The organism is Streptomyces sp. NPDC060031 (assembly GCF_042736805.1).
GTDB lineage: Bacteria > Actinomycetota > Actinomycetes > Streptomycetales > Streptomycetaceae > Streptomyces.
On the sequence record NZ_JBHWVM010000003.1, the window covers coordinates 16686 to 33210 of the forward strand.

17 protein-coding genes are annotated in these 16525 nt (G+C 72.6%); 5 read left to right on the forward strand and 12 right to left on the reverse strand.

All coding sequences use genetic code 11. The features are described 5' to 3' along the window. Positions 1-17: 17 nt before the first annotated feature. Both ACFWB8_RS01750 and ACFWB8_RS01755 read right to left on the reverse strand, forming a co-directional pair. Positions 18-1778, reverse strand: coding sequence for a hydrogenase maturation protein (locus ACFWB8_RS01750; RefSeq protein WP_385220942.1), 1761 nt, complete (start codon positions 1776-1778; stop codon positions 18-20). A 271-nt stretch (positions 1779-2049) separates the two neighbouring features. Continuing rightward, positions 2050-2421 (reverse strand): low affinity iron permease family protein, encoded by a 372-nt coding sequence (locus tag ACFWB8_RS01755; protein ID WP_385220944.1) that lies wholly within the window; start codon positions 2419-2421, stop codon positions 2050-2052. A gap of 234 nt (positions 2422-2655) precedes the next feature. Between ACFWB8_RS01755 and ACFWB8_RS01760 the strand changes: the two genes are divergently transcribed. Further along, complete coding sequence (locus ACFWB8_RS01760; protein ID WP_385220947.1) at positions 2656-3027, forward strand: STAS domain-containing protein; 372 nt, start codon at positions 2656-2658, stop codon at positions 3025-3027. A 12-nt stretch (positions 3028-3039) separates the two neighbouring features. Beyond that, positions 3040-3546, forward strand: coding sequence for an ATP-binding protein (locus tag ACFWB8_RS01765; protein WP_385220951.1), 507 nt, complete (start codon positions 3040-3042; stop codon positions 3544-3546). Here the strand turns inward: ACFWB8_RS01765 and ACFWB8_RS01770 are convergent. Next, a complete protein-coding gene (locus ACFWB8_RS01770; protein ID WP_385220953.1) occupies positions 3506-4396 on the reverse strand; it encodes a SigB/SigF/SigG family RNA polymerase sigma factor in 891 nt (296 codons plus the stop codon). The genes ACFWB8_RS01765 and ACFWB8_RS01770 overlap by 41 nt on opposite strands. Before the next feature lie 222 nt (positions 4397-4618). On the opposite strand from ACFWB8_RS01770, the gene ACFWB8_RS01775 reads away from it, so the two are divergent. Then, the gene (locus ACFWB8_RS01775) at positions 4619-6202 is read left to right on the forward strand and encodes an FAD-dependent monooxygenase (protein WP_385220956.1); all 1584 of its coding nucleotides are present in this window, start codon (positions 4619-4621) and stop codon (positions 6200-6202) included. 24 nt (positions 6203-6226) lie between these two features. On the opposite strand, the gene ACFWB8_RS01780 is transcribed toward ACFWB8_RS01775, so the two are convergent. Beyond that, the gene (locus ACFWB8_RS01780; protein WP_385220958.1) at positions 6227-7720 is read right to left on the reverse strand and encodes an FAD-dependent monooxygenase; all 1494 of its coding nucleotides are present in this window, start codon (positions 7718-7720) and stop codon (positions 6227-6229) included. Positions 7721-7759: 39 nt separating this feature from the next. Here ACFWB8_RS01780 and ACFWB8_RS01785 point away from each other — a divergent pair, with 39 nt between their 5' ends. Then, on the forward strand, positions 7760-8410 hold the full coding sequence (locus tag ACFWB8_RS01785) for a TetR/AcrR family transcriptional regulator C-terminal domain-containing protein (RefSeq protein ID WP_385220961.1): 651 nt from the start codon (positions 7760-7762) through the stop codon (positions 8408-8410). A gap of 31 nt (positions 8411-8441) precedes the next feature. On the opposite strand, the gene dacB is transcribed toward ACFWB8_RS01785, so the two are convergent. The 8 genes from dacB to ACFWB8_RS01825 all read right to left on the reverse strand — a co-directional run bounded on the left by dacB (position 8442) and on the right by ACFWB8_RS01825 (position 15744). Beyond that, positions 8442-10061, reverse strand: a complete 1620-nt coding sequence (dacB, locus tag ACFWB8_RS01790) for a D-alanyl-D-alanine carboxypeptidase/D-alanyl-D-alanine-endopeptidase (protein ID WP_385220962.1) — start codon at positions 10059-10061, stop codon at positions 8442-8444. Between the two features lie 106 nt (positions 10062-10167). Then, the gene (locus ACFWB8_RS01795; RefSeq protein WP_385220965.1) at positions 10168-10650 is read right to left on the reverse strand and encodes a hypothetical protein; all 483 of its coding nucleotides are present in this window, start codon (positions 10648-10650) and stop codon (positions 10168-10170) included. 14 nt (positions 10651-10664) lie between these two features. Continuing rightward, the gene (locus ACFWB8_RS01800; RefSeq protein WP_385220968.1) at positions 10665-11051 is read right to left on the reverse strand and encodes an ArsR/SmtB family transcription factor; all 387 of its coding nucleotides are present in this window, start codon (positions 11049-11051) and stop codon (positions 10665-10667) included. Continuing rightward, positions 11048-11494 carry an SRPBCC domain-containing protein gene (locus ACFWB8_RS01805; protein ID WP_385220971.1) on the reverse strand — a complete coding sequence of 149 codons (447 nt, stop codon included), beginning with the start codon at positions 11492-11494 and terminating at the stop codon, positions 11048-11050. Before ACFWB8_RS01805 ends, ACFWB8_RS01800 begins: the two co-directional genes overlap by 4 nt. A gap of 127 nt (positions 11495-11621) precedes the next feature. Further along, a complete protein-coding gene (locus ACFWB8_RS01810) occupies positions 11622-12047 on the reverse strand; it encodes a VOC family protein (protein ID WP_385220974.1) in 426 nt (141 codons plus the stop codon). A 59-nt stretch (positions 12048-12106) separates the two neighbouring features. Continuing rightward, positions 12107-13543 (reverse strand): rifampin monooxygenase, encoded by a 1437-nt coding sequence (gene rox, locus ACFWB8_RS01815; protein WP_385220977.1) that lies wholly within the window; start codon positions 13541-13543, stop codon positions 12107-12109. Between the two features lie 146 nt (positions 13544-13689). Continuing rightward, positions 13690-14676, reverse strand: coding sequence for a HEAT repeat domain-containing protein (locus ACFWB8_RS01820; RefSeq protein WP_385220979.1), 987 nt, complete (start codon positions 14674-14676; stop codon positions 13690-13692). 102 nt (positions 14677-14778) lie between these two features. Next, the gene (locus tag ACFWB8_RS01825; protein WP_385220982.1) at positions 14779-15744 is read right to left on the reverse strand and encodes an ankyrin repeat domain-containing protein; all 966 of its coding nucleotides are present in this window, start codon (positions 15742-15744) and stop codon (positions 14779-14781) included. A gap of 115 nt (positions 15745-15859) precedes the next feature. On the opposite strand from ACFWB8_RS01825, the gene ACFWB8_RS01830 reads away from it, so the two are divergent. Next, positions 15860-16513: a maleylpyruvate isomerase N-terminal domain-containing protein gene (locus tag ACFWB8_RS01830; protein WP_385220985.1), complete on the forward strand. Its 654-nt coding sequence runs from the start codon at positions 15860-15862 to the stop codon at positions 16511-16513. Positions 16514-16525 lie beyond the last annotated feature (12 nt).

Genomic DNA, 16525 nt, shown 5'->3' on the forward strand with positions numbered 1-16525 from the left:
GCGCCCCATGCTCCTTGCTAACACCCGGCGGGTCCGGATGCCCCGTCATGAGCGTCCGGTCCAGTGACGCCGCCCGGACGCGCCGCCGTGTGGCGGCCCGCCGCCCGGGGGGTCAGATGGGGCGGGGTCGCGACGGCGGCCTCCTTGCGGACGAAGGCCCGGCGCAGCGCGTGGTACGGGGCGTCCGCGTCGAAGAAGGTCTGCCGCATCAGGTCCAGCTCGGCCGCGCGGTAGGCGGCCAGCGGACGCTCGGCCTCGTCGTGCTCCCGGCGGGCCTTCTTCACCGCGATCCGGGACGCCGTGGCGGGCGCGGTGGCCAGCCGTGCGGCGAGCGCGGCGGCCCGGCCGGCGAACGCCCCGGGCGGGCAGTCGAGCGTACGGTCCACCAGGCCGAGCCGCTGGGCGGCGTCGGCGCTCAGCGGCAGCGCCTCGGAGGTGAGGCGCTCGGCGGTGGCGGCGCCGACCCGGCGCGGCAGGGTGTACGTCCAGTACTCCGAGCCGTACAGGCCCATCAGCCGGTAGTGGGGATTGAGGACGGCGCCCGAGCGGCACCACACCTCGTCCGCGGCGAGTGCGAGCATGGCTCCGCCGGCGGCCGCGTTGCCGCCCAGGGCGGCGACGACGAGCCGGTCCGTGGTGGTGAGGACCGCCTCGACCAGGTCGTCCATGGCGTTGATGTTGGCCCAGGACTCCTCGGCGGGGTCGGCGGCGGCCTCGATCACGCCCAGGTGGATGCCGTTGGAGAAGAAGTCGCGGCCGCCGCCGAGGACCACCACCGAGGTGGGGCGGGCACAGGCCGCCCGGTAGGCGTCCAGCAGACGCCGGCAGTGTTCGGTGCTCATCGCGCCGCCGGGGAAGGAGAACGACAGGAAGCCGGCCTGTCCCTCCTCCCGGTAGCCGATGTCGCACCAGGTGCGCCGGCGGAGATCGCTGCCCGGCGGGGCGGGACGCTCCGGCAGCGCGGGCAGCCGGTCCCCGAGCGCGAGGGTGGCGGGCAGCTTGGGCGCGGCCGGCTCCCCGGGGGCGCGGTGGGCCCGCAGCTCGGGGATCCACACGGCGCCGTCGGCCGTGGCCCGGCAGATCGCCCCCGCGCGGGTGGCCAGCAGCTCGCCCGGACGGCCGCGCAGCCGGTCCTCGGGGTGGCCTCCGTGCAGGAACCAGGTGCCGCCCAGGAGCTCGTCGCGTACGCCGGGCCGGGAATCGGCGGCCCGCAGCATCCGCAGGACGCGCTCGGTGCCGTCCGTCGCCCAGTCGATCCGGCGGTCCTGCTGACGCATGGCGGGACGGGCGCGGCCCGCGGTCTGCGGCGCGGGCACGTGGGAACCGGAGGCGAAGCGGTCGACGGCGAGCAGGACGGCTTCCAGGGCGGCGTCGGCGATCTCGCCCCGGTACAGGGCGCTCTTGCCCTCCTGGGGCAGGGCGCACTCGACCGAGGCCCAGACGTCGCCCGCGTCCATCTCGCCGTTGGCCTGAAGTACCGTCACGGCCCACCGCGGCGCCCGCTCCTGGACGGCCCAGTCGAGCGAGGCGGGGCCGCGGTCGCCCACCGGGCCCGGGTGGACGATCAGACAGGTGTGGGCGGACCAGACCTCCTCGGGCACGGCCGACGTCAGCATCGGCGCGAGCACCAGGTCGGGCCGGTGGCGGCGGACCGCATCGGCCAGGGACACGTGGGGGAGCGCCAGCTCGACCGCCACGCTGTGGCCGTGGTCGCGGAGCTCGGCGTGGACCCGCTGGGTGAGGCTGTTGAAGGCACTGGCGACGAGCAGGACGTGCACGTGATCTCCCTGCGGCGGCCCGGAACGGAGGCGCCGCCGTACCCGGCCCCCGGCGGCGGCCTGATCGACGGTTGCGTGACCGGAGCATGACCGGCCTCGGACGATGATCCGGGAATCCCGTGGGGGCTCGTTCCAGGCCCGGCGGCCGTGTCACCCGAAGGCGCTGCCGCGTGGGCCGCTCGGCGGCACACCACGGCGTACGAAAGCGCCGTACGGGTGAGATCGCGGATCGCGCGCCGTGCGACGGCGGCTCGGCCCTCGTGGGCGGGTGCTACTGGCGCTCCTCCATGCCGATGGCCTTCTCCAGATCCCGCGACGCCTCGTTCCGCTCGCCCTGCTGCTGGTCGAGGAGGGCGGCGGCGATCGCGTCCAGCTTGCGCTGGACGGCGTGCTCCGCTCGGCGCTCGGAGTTCTTGAGCAGGGCCAGCAGCAGCAGCGACACAGCGGTCATGGTGTCGCCCGCCAAGTGCTGCCACGAGGTGGACAGGTGGGTCAGGTGAATGGAGAGGAATCCCGCCACGAGAAGCAGGCACACCACTGAAAAGGCGGCTGAACTCGTGAAGTTGGAGGCCAGTTCGGCCAGCTTCTCGAACCGGCCGATCCGCCCGGGACGGCCCTTCTCGGCAGGATGCGCGAAGGTCATGGCACGCGCCCGTCACCAGCGGTTCCAGCGCGAACGTAGGTCAGCGGGGCCATGGCGATCAGCTCCTGGTGCCGGCGGCGGTCTCCCAGAGCCGCTGCTACCCGGGATCGGGACGGCCATGCCCTGCCCTAGGTGGCTGCCCATGCCATGTCATAGGGTCGGTCGGCGCAGGACTAGGCCCGGGGCGCCTGGGCAGAAGCGCAGCAGAAACCCGTATGGAAGAGGTGGTTCCGGATGGCTGTGCCACCGCGTGAGGACCGGTTCACGGTCGAGGCGAGCCATGCCGCCGACGCGCTCGTACTCGTGTTGGCCGGGGAGCTGGACCACGACACGGCGGAGCCTTTGCGGCAGGCGCTGGAGGCGGCTCTCGCCGACGGGGCCGCGCGGGTGCTGGTGGACTTCTCCGATGTGGAGTTCTGCGATTCCACGGGGCTGAACGCGCTGCTGCAGGGGCGCTTGGAGGCCCAGAAGTCCGGGAGCCGGATCGAGATCGCGGGCCTGCGCCCCTCGATCGCACGCATGTTCCGGATTACGGGTGCCGACGGGGTTTTCACCGTGCACCCCGACATGGCGGGGGCTCTGGCCGACCGACCGCAGACTGCCTAGCGGAGGAGCGAGATGAACACGGGTCGGCAACCGGAGCAGAGCCGGCAACCGGAGCAGAGCCGGCGCCTGATGCTGGCCGGGGTGGACGGCGACGTGGTCACGCGGTCCCGGGACTTCACCAGGCGGGCCCTGGCCGACTGGGGCTGGCTGGCGGTGGTCGCCGCCGACGGGCGGGCGGACGGCGAGGCCGCGATGGTGGCCGAGGACGTCCTGCTCCTGGTGTCCGAAGTGGTGGCCAACGCCTGCCTGCATGCCGGCGGGCCCGGCTCGCTGCTCCTGCTCAGCACCGAGAGCGGGCTGCGCATAGAGGTCACCGACGGGAGCCCGACCCTGCCCGTGCTCCGGCGGCGCGCCGACCCGGCACGGCCCGGGGGCCACGGCCTGCTCATCGTGGACCGCCTGACCCGGAACTGGGGCGCGGACCCGGTGCTCGGCGGCGGCAAGTGCGTGTGGCTGGACGTCGACGCGCCGGTGGAGGTCAGCCGGTCGGAACCTGGTCGTCCAGCATCCCGGCCCTGAGTTTCAGGAGGATGCGGCTCAGCAGCCGGGACACGTGCATCTGGGAGACGCCCAGCTGCTCTCCTATCTCGGCTTGCGTGCGTTCCTCGCAGAACCGCAGGGACAGGATCATGCGCTCACGCTCACTGAGCGTGGCGATCAACGGCTTCAGCGTCGCCCGGCACTCGACCCGGTCGTACGATTCCTCCTCGAAGGCCAGGGCGCGGTCGGTGGACCCGCCGTCCCCCTCGTCCCGCAGGGGTGTGTCGAGGGGGCCCGCGGCATAGCCGTTGGCGGCCCGGCGTCCCTCGGTCAGCTCCTCTCGGGTGATGCCGAGGCGCTCCGCCAGCTCCTCGTCGGTCGGCCGGCGGCCGAGCGACTGCTCCATGGCGTCGTGGGTCTTCGCGATGGCCAGGCGCAGCTCCTGGAGGCGCCGCGGCACCCGCACGGACCAGCTGGTGTCCCGGAAGAAGCGTTTGATCTCGCCGGTGATGGTGGGCAGGGCGAAGGTGGCGAACTCGACCCCGCGCTCGGCGTCGTACCGATTGATGGCCTTGATCAGGCCGACGGTGCCGACCTGGATGATGTCCGCGATCGGCTCGCTGCGGTTGCGGAACCGGCGGGACGCGTACTTGACCAGACTGAGGTTGAGCTCGACGAGGGTGTTGCGCACGTACGAGTACTCGGCCGTGCCCTCCGTGAGCCCGTTCAGCCGTTGGAACAGGGCGACCGACAGGGTGCGGGCATCGGCGGTGCTGACGCCGAGCAGGTCCTGCGGAAGGTCCGGGGTTTCGGCCGGGCCGCGGGCCGCGAGGTCCGCGGAGGCCGACCTATGGACAGGCTCCGTAGTGCCGCTGGAATGGGATGACATGGAATCCTCCGACGGATGGGCCCGGGGGTGCGCCTGTGGCGCGACGGGTCCGTCGTGGTCTCTAGGGTTCTATACCCGGTAGAGGGCGGGCTGACCCGTTTCCCCGGTGCGGCGGCCCGAAGTCTCACACAGGGTTAATGTGATCTCACGCTACGAGGCCGAGGGAGGGCTGCCTGCCGCCGGCGCCCCGTAGGGACCCGAGGTGACCAGGAGGAGTCCGCCATGCCCGCAGCGAACATCGAGGTGGAGGTGCTGATCGTCGGCGGTGGGCCGGTCGGGCTCACCGCCCGGGCGCTGCTGGAACGCTGGGGCGTTCGGACCCTGCTCGTCGAGAAGCACCGCGAGCTGTCACCCTTCCCAAGGTCCCGGCTCGTCAACGCGCGCTCGATGGAGATCTTCCGCCAGCTCGGCCTCGCCGAGAAGATCACGGCCAACGCTTTCGCACCGGAGTTCGGCCGCATCCGCTTCCGCGACACCCTCCACGACCGCGACTTCGCCACCGCGCCGATGGTGGGGGTCAACGCGCCGATCCCCGAAAGCCCCGTGATCGGCGTGGCCACCTCGCAGGACCGGCTGGAACCCGTCCTGCTCGCCGCGGCAGACGCACAGGTGCGCTTCGCGGTCGAACTCGTCGACCTGGCCGAGGACGCCGGCGGCGTCGTGGCGTCGCTCGTCGACCGCCGAAGCGGTGGAGCGACCCGCGTCCGCGCCCGGTACGTACTCGCCGCCGACGGCGCGAACTCCACCGCCCGGCAGCGCCTGGGCATCGCCACCACCGGCCCCGGAGCGATGGGTGCCGTCACCACCGTCGTGTTCGACGCCGACCTCGCCGGCTGGTGCGCCGACCAGCCCGCCGGGGTCTACTTCACCGCGCACGGATCGTTCCTCCCCCTCTACCCCGAAGGGGGCTGGGCCTGGATCGCTCCCACCCCCGAGGACGCCGAGCACGCCGACTGGCCCGGTCTCGTCTCGCGCGCCCTCGGCCCCGGCGTGCGGGCCGAGGTGTTGCGCGTTCAGCACTGGGTGATGAACGCGTTCGTCGCCGAACGCTTCCGCGCGGGCCGGATCCTGCTGGCCGGCGACGCGGCGCACGCGATCCCCATCACCGGCGGCCTGGGCATGAACACCGGCATCGCCGATGTGCACAACCTGTGCTGGAAACTGGCGGGCGTGGTCCACGGGTGGGCCGGACCGGGACTGCTGGACACGTACGAGACGGAACGCCACCCCGTCGCCCACCGGACTCTCCGCCAGGCGGTGGCCAACACCCAACTCATGCTGCAGGCGCAGAGCCTGCGCCGCGAGCAGCTCGAAACCGGCGGTGCGGCGCCGGACCGGATCGAACTGCCCTGGTCGGAGCGGTACTTCGCTCAGCTCGGGCTCGTGCTCGGCGTCGCCTACCACTCCGACGCCGTCCTCGCCGTCGGCGGCCCGTCGTCCGAACCACCCGAACTGCCCGAACCGTCCGAACCGTCCGGCACGGGCACGGATTACGTCCCCACCGCGGCGCCCGGCCACCGCATGCCACACCTCTGGCTCACACCGGACCGCTCCACGCTCGACGCCTTCGGCGAATGGTTCACCCTGCTCACCCCGGACCCCGCCTCCTGGGAGCGACGCGCCGCCGCGCCATGGCCGCTGCACGTGGAGACGCTTGGTCGCGAGCACGCCGGCCTCTGCGACCTCCCGCCCCGCGGAGCGCTGCTCATCCGACCCGACGGCCACGTCAGCGCCCGCTGGCACGAAGCCCCGCCGGGAGACTCCGTCCTCCGCCACGCCCTGGCCGCGATCACCGGCCGGAAGTAGGCCGGCTGGCCAAGGGCGGACTCCTCAGGCGACGCCCCAGCGGGCCGCGTACGCGCCGAGTCCCTCCGCCGTCCCGCCCGCCCAGCCCACGTATCCGTCGGGCCGTACGAGGAAGATTCCCGTGCCGTACGCCTCGTACGGCGGGATCCGGACCGTCCGGGCGCCGGACAGCGTCGGCAGGCCGGTGGCCGTACCGACCGCGAGAAGCGTCCAGTGCGGTCCCCGGAACGCGTCGAAGAGGCGGACGCCGCCCCGCACGCCGTCCGGTGCGCGGTCGCCCGCCTGCAGCGCGTCCTCCGGCAGGCCCGCGCGGGTCTCCACCGCGAGCGAGGAGCCGCGGTAGCCGAGGCCGAGCTGCCGAGTGGCCGCGCCGCGCCGGACCTGGCCGCGGTGGACCCGGGTGCTCAGTCCGAGCATGTCCGCGGCGTTGGGCAGCCGCTCTTCCTCGTACGAGTCGAGGAGCGACGGGGCCGCCCCGCCGCGCAGCACCGCGTCAAGCTTCCAGCCCAGGTTGTACGCGTCCTGGACGCTGGTGTTGAGGCCCTGCCCGCCCGCGGGAGAGTGGACGTGCGCGGCGTCGCCCGCGAGGAAGACACGGCCCTGGCGGAACCGGTCGGCCATCGCGGCCCGCGGCCGGAAGTCTGAGGCCCAGCGCACCTCGGTCACGTCCTCGGGGGAGAGGTGCGAGCGGGCGCCGACGGTCTTGCGGATGCCGTCGAGGGAGAGGTCGACCTGCGTACCCTCGGCGAACTGGGCCATCACCTGGAAGTCCTCGGTCCCCGCCAGCGGAAAGATCGCGAGGAAGCCGTCGCCCTCGCCCCCGCCCTCGGCGGGCGGGAAGAAGTGGATGTTGCCGCGGTCGAGCCCCGTGATGCGGACGTCGGCCACCAGCGTCGGGTTCGGGTCCATCGTCATGCCGGGCTCGCCGGTCATGCCGATGCCGAGCGCGCGCCGCACGGTGGAGCGGCCGCCGTCGGCGGCCACGGCGTAGCGCGCGCGGACCGGCGCGCCCGACGCGAAGGAAGCGGTCACCCCGTCCGCGTCCTGCGCGATCCCCACCAGCTCCCGCCCGAACGCCACCCCGGCGCCGAGTTCCGTCAGCCGCGCGCCGAGGATCTCCTGCGTACGCCACTGGGGCAGCATCCACGGCTCGTGGTACGGCTCGGCCTCCGACGCCCGGGTCTCGTCGGACATCCGGTGCTCGCCCTTGCGCTCCCCGTCCTGCCAGATCACCCCGACGGGGTAGGGGCCGGCGGCCGCGCGGACCGCGTCGACTACGCCGAGGTCGTCGAAGACCTCCAGGGTGCGGGGCTGCAGGCCCTTGCCGCGCGAGCCGGGGAAGAGCCCCTCGGCGCGCTCCACGACGAGGGCGGGCACCCCGCGCCGGGCGAGGTCGACGGCGAGCGCCAGTCCGGTGGGACCGGCGCCGATGACGAGCACGTCCGTGTCGACGGTGTTCGCGGTGTTCGCGGTGTTCGTGGCATTCACGGGAATCTCCTTAACGTTGTTAAGTTCCATGCTCCGGAGCATGCCCTTAACGGCGTTAAACTGTCAAGTGTGGCTACTCAGAGACCCCCCAAGCTGGACAAGAAGCAGGTCGTCGACACCGCTCTAGGGCTCCTCAACGAGGTCGGCCTCGACGGGCTGACGCTCCGCGCGATCGCCAAGGAGCTGAACGTCCAGGCCCCGGCCCTGTACTGGCACTTCAAGAACAAGCAGGCGCTGCTCGACGAGATGGCGACGGAGATGTACCGCCGGATGGTCGCGGGCGCGCAGCTCCCCCCGGGCGCCACCTGGCAGGAGCGGCTCGTGTCGGCGCAGCGCGGGCTGCGCGAGGCCCTGCTCGGCTACCGCGACGGCGCCAAGGTGTTCAGCGGCTCCCGCTTCACCGGCACCGAGCACGCGGTCGCGATGGAGGCGACCCTCCGCGCCTGCGTCGAGGCCGGCTTCGAGCTCCCCCAGGCCGTCCGCGCCCTCTCCACGGCCTTCTTCTTCACGCTCGGTCAGGTCACCGAGGAGCAGGGCGTCCAGCCGCTGCCGGGCGAGCGCCGGGAGGGCTACGACGTCGAGGAGCGCGCCGCCCGCATGGCCGGCTTCCCCCTGTCGGCGGCCGCGGGCGCCGAACTCTTCCAGGGCTTCGAGGAAGCCTTCGAGGAGGGGCTGCGCCTGGTGATCGCGGGGATCGAGGCCCGGTACGGGGTCGCGTGAGCGGCCGGACGGGCGCCGTCGCGCCCGCGCGTCAGGGCGACTCCTGGAGGTAGGCGGCGATCAGGGCGAGGTCGTTGGCGATGGCCAGCACCTCGGCGGGGTCGGCGGTCGCCGTGGAGGCGCCGTTCACGCCGGCGTAGAAGGTGTCGAAGCGGCCGCCGCCCTTGTCCAGGTAGCCGGCGATGGTGATGGCTTCGACGGACAGGCGGTCGCCCAGGGCGTCGCCCCCGACGGCCGCGCCGGTCTTGCCGAACACCTTCCCGCGCGCCGGGCAGCTGCGGCAGTTGTCGGCCAGCAGACCGTCGACACCCATGATGGGCAGGGCCTCCCGGAAGAGCCGCGCTTCAGGGGTGCGCTGCCAGTACGTCAGCATCTGCACCAGCGCCTGCGGCGTGGCACGGTCGGCGGGGTTGCCGCCCCGGCCGTCATTGAGCTCGGCCTGCTTGCGGTCGACGCCCGCCCGGTCCAGGAAGCCGGCAAGCACCGGGAAGCCGTCCGCGCACTGGTGACTGCCGGCGGTACCGGCCATGAGGCAGATGCCGAGGTTGGCGCCCAGGTTGTGGCTGACCTTGAGGATCAGCTTGGCGTACTGGCCGAAGGGCGGGGAGGTGTACTCGGCCACCCGCGACCGGCCCGCGTAGTCGCGCGGCAGCCGGCCGGCCGGGTTGGGCCCCGTGGGGACGGCGGTGACCCGCACCCCGGCCCGTCCGAGCGCCTCGATCAGCGCGGTGCGGCCGAAGGCGGCCGGGTCGGTGACCGGGGAGGTGCGCAGCAGCGGCTCGGCGTCCGCCGCGATCGTTCCGGACAGCCGGATCCGGGTGCCGCCGTCGGTGGCCGTGACCGTGACCGCGGTCGGCTTCCCGGCCGCCACGGTCTTCACCGTGGACGTGACCTGGTACGGGGCCACCCTCGGGCGCCAGTCCAGTACGGCGTCGGCGCCGGGGCGGGCCCCGGGAGTGGTGAGCAGGTCGATCAGGTTGTCGTTGATGATCAGGGGCGTCGGGGTGGGGTCGAGGACGGGATCGGGCAGGAAGAGCCGGCTGTCGACGATCACGTCACCCTCGACGCGGGTGATGCCGGAGGCGCGCACCCGCCGGGCGAGCTGGTCGATCCCGGCGAGGGGGTTCTCGGGGGTGAGGGTCGCGCCGGCGAAATCGTTGGCGTAGGTGTGGTCGAGATCGGTGTACGCGACCGTGCCGTCCGCGCGTGTCCTGCCGCCCATGGTGAGGTCGCCCTGGGCGACGAGGTCGAGGTCGCCGGTCAGCGTGGCGCCGCTCCGCTCACCGACCGCGTAGAGCGGGGTCACGAAGCGGTGGTCCGTACCCAGCGACTGCCACGCGCCGGAGACGCTGAGCAGTTTGGCGGTGGACCCGGGGATGAAGAACTGCCGGGGGAACAGGCTCTGGACCACGCGCCCGCCGTCCGGTTCGGTCTGCAGCAGTCCCCACTGGGCATGGGCGTACTCCGGCTTCCGCATGATCTCCGTGATGCGCGGATCGAGCCGGCTCAGGTCCGCGTCGCCGGACGGCGAGGGTGGCGGGGACGGGTCCGCCCCGGCCGCCGTACCCGCGGTCAGCGCCACGCACAGCAGGGCGGCGCGGGCGGCGGCCACTGTGCGCCGCACCGACGCGGTGTGGATCGGACTGCTCACAGCACGCTCCGTTCGTCGCGGCTGTCTGGTCCCGAGGCCTGTCAACAGGGTGGCACGCCCGGATTCGGGGTGCATGCCACCCGGCACCCGGTGTCGTTCGGCGCCTTCAGCCGTGCCCGGGAGCCGGTGCGCGCAGGGCGAGGAGCTGCTGGGCGTGCTTCGGTACGTGGTCTTCGGCGAGACCGTCGATGAGGCCGGCGAGCGGAATCGGCTGGTCCAGCACGAGTGAGCCGTTGGACAGGATCAGTGAGGGTACGAGGGTCGAGGCGGCTTCCGCGCGGAGCTGATCGGCGATGTCACACAGGACGGCGGCTTGGCGCCGGACGTGATCGATCAGGTCCGCCCTGCCCGAGTGCTCGGCGATGATGCGATCGAGATTCCAGGCGTCGAGGGAGATCCGGTTGTCGAACGCGGGGCGCGAGCCGGAGACGACGCCGAGAGCCGCCGCTGCGATCGAGGCGTCGACGCTGAGCAGATGGGCCAGGATCCGGTCGGCGTTCCATCCTCCGTCGGCCGCGTCGCCGAGGCCGGGGAGGGCCGCCACCTCCAGCAACGTGTCGTAGGCGCTGCGAAGCGCTGTCGTGTCCATGGGCTTGCTTCCCTTCAGCCGGACCGTGTCGAGCCGGAATCCTGCTCCCGTGGCAGGTCCTGTTCCGCCGCCTCGGCGAGGCGTTTGATGTTCGCCAACCGGCGGTCCCAGTCGGCCGCGAGCGCGGCCATCCACCGCGCGGTCACGTCCAGGGCCGCGGGCCGCACCGCGTACCGCACCTCGCGACCGACGCGACTGCCGTGAACCAGGCCGGCCGCGTCGAGGACACCGAGGTGCCTGACCACCGCCTGCCGCGAGATGGGAAGCGGTTCGGCGAGCGTCGTCGCGGTGGCCTCGCCCCGCGCGGCGAGCAGTTCGAGCAACCGCCGCCGCGTGGGGTCGGCCAGTGCGGCGAGGACGCTGTCGACCGCCTGGCCGGCGGCGCGGTGTTCGTCCGTCACGCGCAGGGCTGCTCGGCGCGCGCCTTGAACGCGTCGAGCACCTGCGGCCAGCCCCCGGTGTTGTCCTCCACGGCCTTGCTCCGCAGTTCCTCGGACCCCGCCAACGCGGCGAACCCGCTCTCCACGACGCGCAGCCGCGTCTTGTCGCCTTCCGGCGTCAGGGTGAACTCCACGAGGGTGCTGTTGTCCTCGCGCAGCTCCTCCCCGGGGAACGCGCTGGCCCAGCGGTACGCCAGGTACCTCGGCTGCTCGACCTTCTCCACGCGCACGGGGAACTCGCCGTACTCGGCGTTCTTCGCCACCATCGACTCGCCTTCGATCGCCACGGTGCCGGGAAGGCTCGCCTCGTCGGCCACCCAGAACCCGGGCTGGGCCACCAGGGACCAGACCCGCTCCAGGGGCGCCGCGATCAGGGTTTCGCGCTCGATGCGGTCATCGCTCATGAGGGGGCTCCTTCATCGCTGCCGTCAGATGCAACTCCAGAGTTGCATGTCGCTCGCCCACGTGCAACCGGAAGGTTGCGCGTCAGGGTGGCGGTGCGGACTCACGGTCCCAAGCCGCCCGCCCGGCTCACTCGACCGGCTCGCCGATGCCCAGCAGGTTCCCCTCGCTGTCACGGAACCAGGCGCCCCGTTCGCCCCGTGCGCCCTTGCTCGGGTAGTTCCCCTCGATCTCGGCGATCCCGTCCTTCGTGCGGAGCCCGGGCACGTCGACGTCTTCGAACACCACACCGCGCTGTTTGAGCTCCGACACGACCGCCTCGATGTCATCGACCTGCCACCCCATCTGAGTGAAGGTGCCGGGCGAGGCGCCCGTCGACGTGAACACCGCGAACTCCGTGCCGCCGCACCGGTACAGCAGCCCGCCGGGCCGTTCGTCGACGGGCTCCAGGCCGAGCTTCTCGGCGTAGAAACGTCGAGCCCGCTCCAGGTCCTGGGCGGGAAGCCTGCTCGCCGCACGTCCTCGGGCCAGAGTGTTCCTGTCGTCTGCGTTCATGACTCCACTGTGCCGTGAGCCGTCGGCGGACGATCAGGCGACAGGCCCGGACCGCGCGTTCAGCCGGTGGGGGCGCCGAACCACGTCGACAGTCGGCCGAGCAGTTCCTGCTGGTCCTCACCGACCCACGCCACGTGGCCGTCGGGCCGCAGCAGCACCGCGGGCGCGTCCAGTTCCTCGCCGGTGTCGATGACGTCGATGACGTGGTCGACCCGGTCGGTCCAGCCCTCCACCGAGAGCCGGCCGGTCTGGTCGAGCAGCAGGCCGCGGCCGCCGTGCATCAGCTCGTAGAGGCGGCCTTGCTTCAGCTGTACGTCCCGCAGCCGTCGGCCGAGCAGTTCGTGGCCCTCGCCGAAGTCGTAGCGCACCCCGACCGCGGTGATCATCTCGGTCACGTACCGGTTCACCTCCTCGAAGTCCATCAGCTTCGAGAGCAGCTCCCGCAGCGCGGTCGCACCCGGATCGGTCCCCAGCAGTGTGATCTGCGCGCGGGTGTTGTCCAGCACGGTCGCGCCCACCGGGTGCCGTTCGGCGTGGTAGCTGTCCAGCAGCCCCTCCGGCGCCCAGCCGTTGACCTCGGCGGCCAGCTTCCAGCCGAGGTTGAACGCGTCCTGCACGCCGAGGTTGAGGCCCTGCCCGCCGGTCGGCGGGTGGATGTGCGCCGCGTCCCCGGCCAGCAGCACCCGGCCGACCCGGTAGCGCTCGGCCTGCCGGGTGGCGTCGCCGAACCGGGACAGCCAGCGCGGCGAGTGCACGCCGAAGTCGGTGCCCGCGACCGCCCGCAGCTGCCGCTGGAACTCCTCGAAGGTGGGCTCGGTCGCACGCTCCTCGGCCACGCCGTCGGCGGGCACGACGACGCGGTACGTCCCGTCCCCGTTGGGAATGGTGCCGAACCGCAGTTGGGTCTTGCGGACCTCCTCGACGACGGCGGCAACCGTCGCGGGATCCTCGGACATCTCCATGTCACCCAGCAGCGTCTCGACCTTGGCGGGCTCGCCGGGGAAACCGACGCCGAGCAGCTTGCGCACCGCACTGCGGCCGCCGTCGCACCCGACGAGGTAGCGCGAGCGCGAGCGCGTGCCGTCCGCCAGTTCGACGGTCACTCCGTCCTCGCCCTGGCTCAGCCCGACCACTTCGCAGCCGCGCCGGATCTCGGCACCGAGTTCGAGGGCACGCTCGCCCAGCAGCCGCTCGGTGACCGGCTGCAGGGTGGAGAGGCCGTACGCGTGCGCCGTGTCCGACCGCTCCGGCCACGGTTTGACGATGCCGCCGAAGAGACCACCGACCTGGAACTTCTCACTGACCGCGAGGAACCGGTCCAGCAGACCGCGCTGGTCCATCACCTCGACGCTGCGCGCGTGCAGGCCGCGGCCGCGGGACTGCTCGGTCGGCTCGGCCAGCTTGTCCAGCACGACCACGTGCACACCGTGCAGCCGCAGTTCGGCGGCCAGCATCAAACCGGTCGGTCCACCGCCGACAACGATTACATCGGTCACCGCACATCCTCATTTCCGCAGGTCCTGGCTTCGTCCGGTGATTCTGCGGCACGCCCCGGGTCTTGCCGCAAGCCCCCTGGTGCGCTATATCTTGAGAGTGGCAAGGAGTGGGTGACCTCCTTGCCTTCGTCTTTTTGCCGTCGGATTCAGACGGGCTGCTCGGACGCGACCAGCGCCGCGGCAGCCGCTGGGCCGCCGTGTGCGCGCTCGAGCAGCGCCTCGACGTCGTAGGCCGGTGAGCCGAAGGCGGCGCCGAGGCCGAGGGACATGCCGGATGCGAAGCGGTCCATGTACACAGAGGCGTCCAGATCGGGGCGGAGCCGGTCGAGCACGCACAGCAGCTCCCAGGCGGAGGCGTCGAGTCGGGCGCGCCGCACCGGGTCGCTGGCGTGAACGGCGGCGGTGACCCCGACGCCGTCGGGCTCGTACTCCAGCAGGGCCGGCAGCAGTTCGGGGATGCCCATGATCTGCGCCGCGCCGAAGGTGAGGACGTGCGCGCCCCCGGGACTGCTCAGCAGTTCCGACAACAGCGGGACCGCGCGCCGGTCGTGTCGCCGGGCGAGTCCGCGGATGCCTTCCTCGCGGACCTCCGCGTCCTCGTCGGTGGCCCGTTCCCAGAGTGCGTCCCGGATCGCGGGGCTGTCGGCTTCGGCCTGGAAGCCCAGCGTGAAGGTCGCCCAGTCGCGGACCTCCGGGTCCTGGTCGCGGGTCAGCACGATGAGCGCGCGAATGTCCGGGCCGTCCGGCAGGCCGGTCGCGACCCCCGCGAAGGAACCGGCCACCTGCCGGCGGATCGCGGCGTCGTGGTGTCCGGCCAGGGCGACGAGGACGGCGACGCCGCGCTGGTCGTACGTCATTTCCATCGCGCGCGCCAGGGACCACAGAACGCGGCCCTCGGTCTCCCGCTCCGCCAGCGCGACCAGCGCGGTCGCAGCCCCGGCACGGACTGCCTCGTTCTGGCTGCTCGCACGGCCCAGCAGGTCACAGCCGGTCTCGCGCGCGACCGGATCAGCCGAACCGATCAGCTCCAGCCCGAGTGGCAGCGCCCCGACCCCGTCGGCCGCCGCCTGCCCCAGCAGGCTTTCGTACGCGTCCCAGTCACCCGTCTCCCCGGCAACACCCGCCGCTGCCAAGGCCTGTCCGACCAGATCCGCTGCACACGCCGAATGCACGCAGTCTGGCGCACGAGCCCGCGCGGCCGTTCGGCACGCGTGCAGCCCAAGCCCCCTTTTGCGTCAGTACTCCCAGTAGTCACGCCGCGGCAGCTCCACCCACATGTCGGGCGGCCCCACGACGGCGCGGGCATCGGTCAGTTGCAGTCCTGCGAAGGCGCACGAGTACGCCACCGCGCTGTGCCGGTAGAGGTAAGAGGTGAGGACTTCCTCGGGGGTGTCGTCCAGGTCCGGTCCGCCGCCCGGATGGAGGTCCCAGCCCTCGACCGTGCCGTTGCGGATGATCTTGCCCTGGTTGCCGCTCTTGGGGTTGGCGTACAGGCCGTAGCTGACGGTTCCGGTGGACAGCCGGGTCAGTACACCCGGCGTCGAGGGCGCGTACCCCCAGGGCTGGGTGACGACGCAGCCGCCGGGCACGGTGGTCACACCGACGATCCGCAGGCTCTCCGCGGAGTCGTAGGCCCACGGCTCCTCGAGCAGTACCTCCAGCTCTTCGCCTTCCGCAGGGGTCGCCTCCAGGCGACGCACCGCCTCTCGGGCGTCGATGCCGGCCACGCACGCCAGCCCCGTGCCTTCGTAGTGGAACTCTCCCAGGGCGGCGACGAGCCGTTTGCCCTCTCGGGCCGCCGCCTGCTCGGCCTCGCTCAACCCGCGTCCACCCTCCGGCACGACGAACAGGTCCGGTGCCGGACCGGCCAGGCCGAGCCGCCCCGGTGACCAACCGCCGATCAAGGGCCGCCAGGGGTCTGCCCCGGCAGTGATCAAGGCCTGCGCATTGTCCGGGCGGTCGGAGAAGACCGCTTCCCACAACGCGGTCGTCCCGTCGTCGAGCGCGTCCACGTCCGCGACGCGTCCGGCCAGTTCCGCAACGACCTCCGGTGACCCGAAGGCCGCCGCCCGGTGCAGGGGCCGACCCCCGCCCCACACCTCTGGATCCGCACCCTGATCGAGGCGCCGCCGGACGCCGTCGTGGTCCTGCCAGCCGTCCCAGCCGATGCCCGCCCAGCCGTCAACACGACCCGTCGCCATGCCCTGCCCCCTACCGCCGATCCGGACGGCTCCTGCCGTCGCCCCGTACGCGCAGCATCGCAGGCAGCTCTGACAACGCCCCCGAATGAGGCCCGGCCACTGCTAATTTGCAGCCGTGGATCTCTTCTCACGCTCCTGGGCGGCGTTGCGCGCAGCGGTCGCCGCGCTCCCGGACGAGGACTTCGCGCGGCCCTCCGGCTGCGCCGGCTGGCTCGTGCGGGACCTGGTGTGCCACCTGGTCATCGACGCCCAGGACGTCCTGATCACCCTGGTCACCCCCGCCGAAACGGCACCCACCCGGGACGCGGTGACCTACTGGGACCTCGTCGAAGCCCCGACCGGCGACGACCCGCTCGACGCGCTGACCGTCCGCCTCGCAGCCGCGTACGCAGAGCCGTGGCTGCTCAAGTTCCACCTCGACGACGTCGGTTCCGCAGCCGGCCGCGCCGCCGAACTCGCGGACCGCGCGGACCGGATCGGCACCCGCGACGAGGTGCTCACGGCGGGCGACTACCTCTGCGCGTACGTCCTGGAATGGACGCTGCACCACCTCGACCTGATCGCGCACCTCCCGGAGGCGGCACAACCGCCCGCCGAGGGTCTCGCGCGGTCACGCGAACTGCTGGAGAAGATCGCCGGCGCCGCGTTCCCCCCGTCGTTCTCCGACGAGGACGCGCTGCTGATCGGCACCGGACGGCGCGCCCCGACCGAGGTGGAGAACGCCGCGCTGGGGGAGTTGGCCGCGAGGCTCCCGCTCGTCCTCGGCTGATCGCCGCGCCGC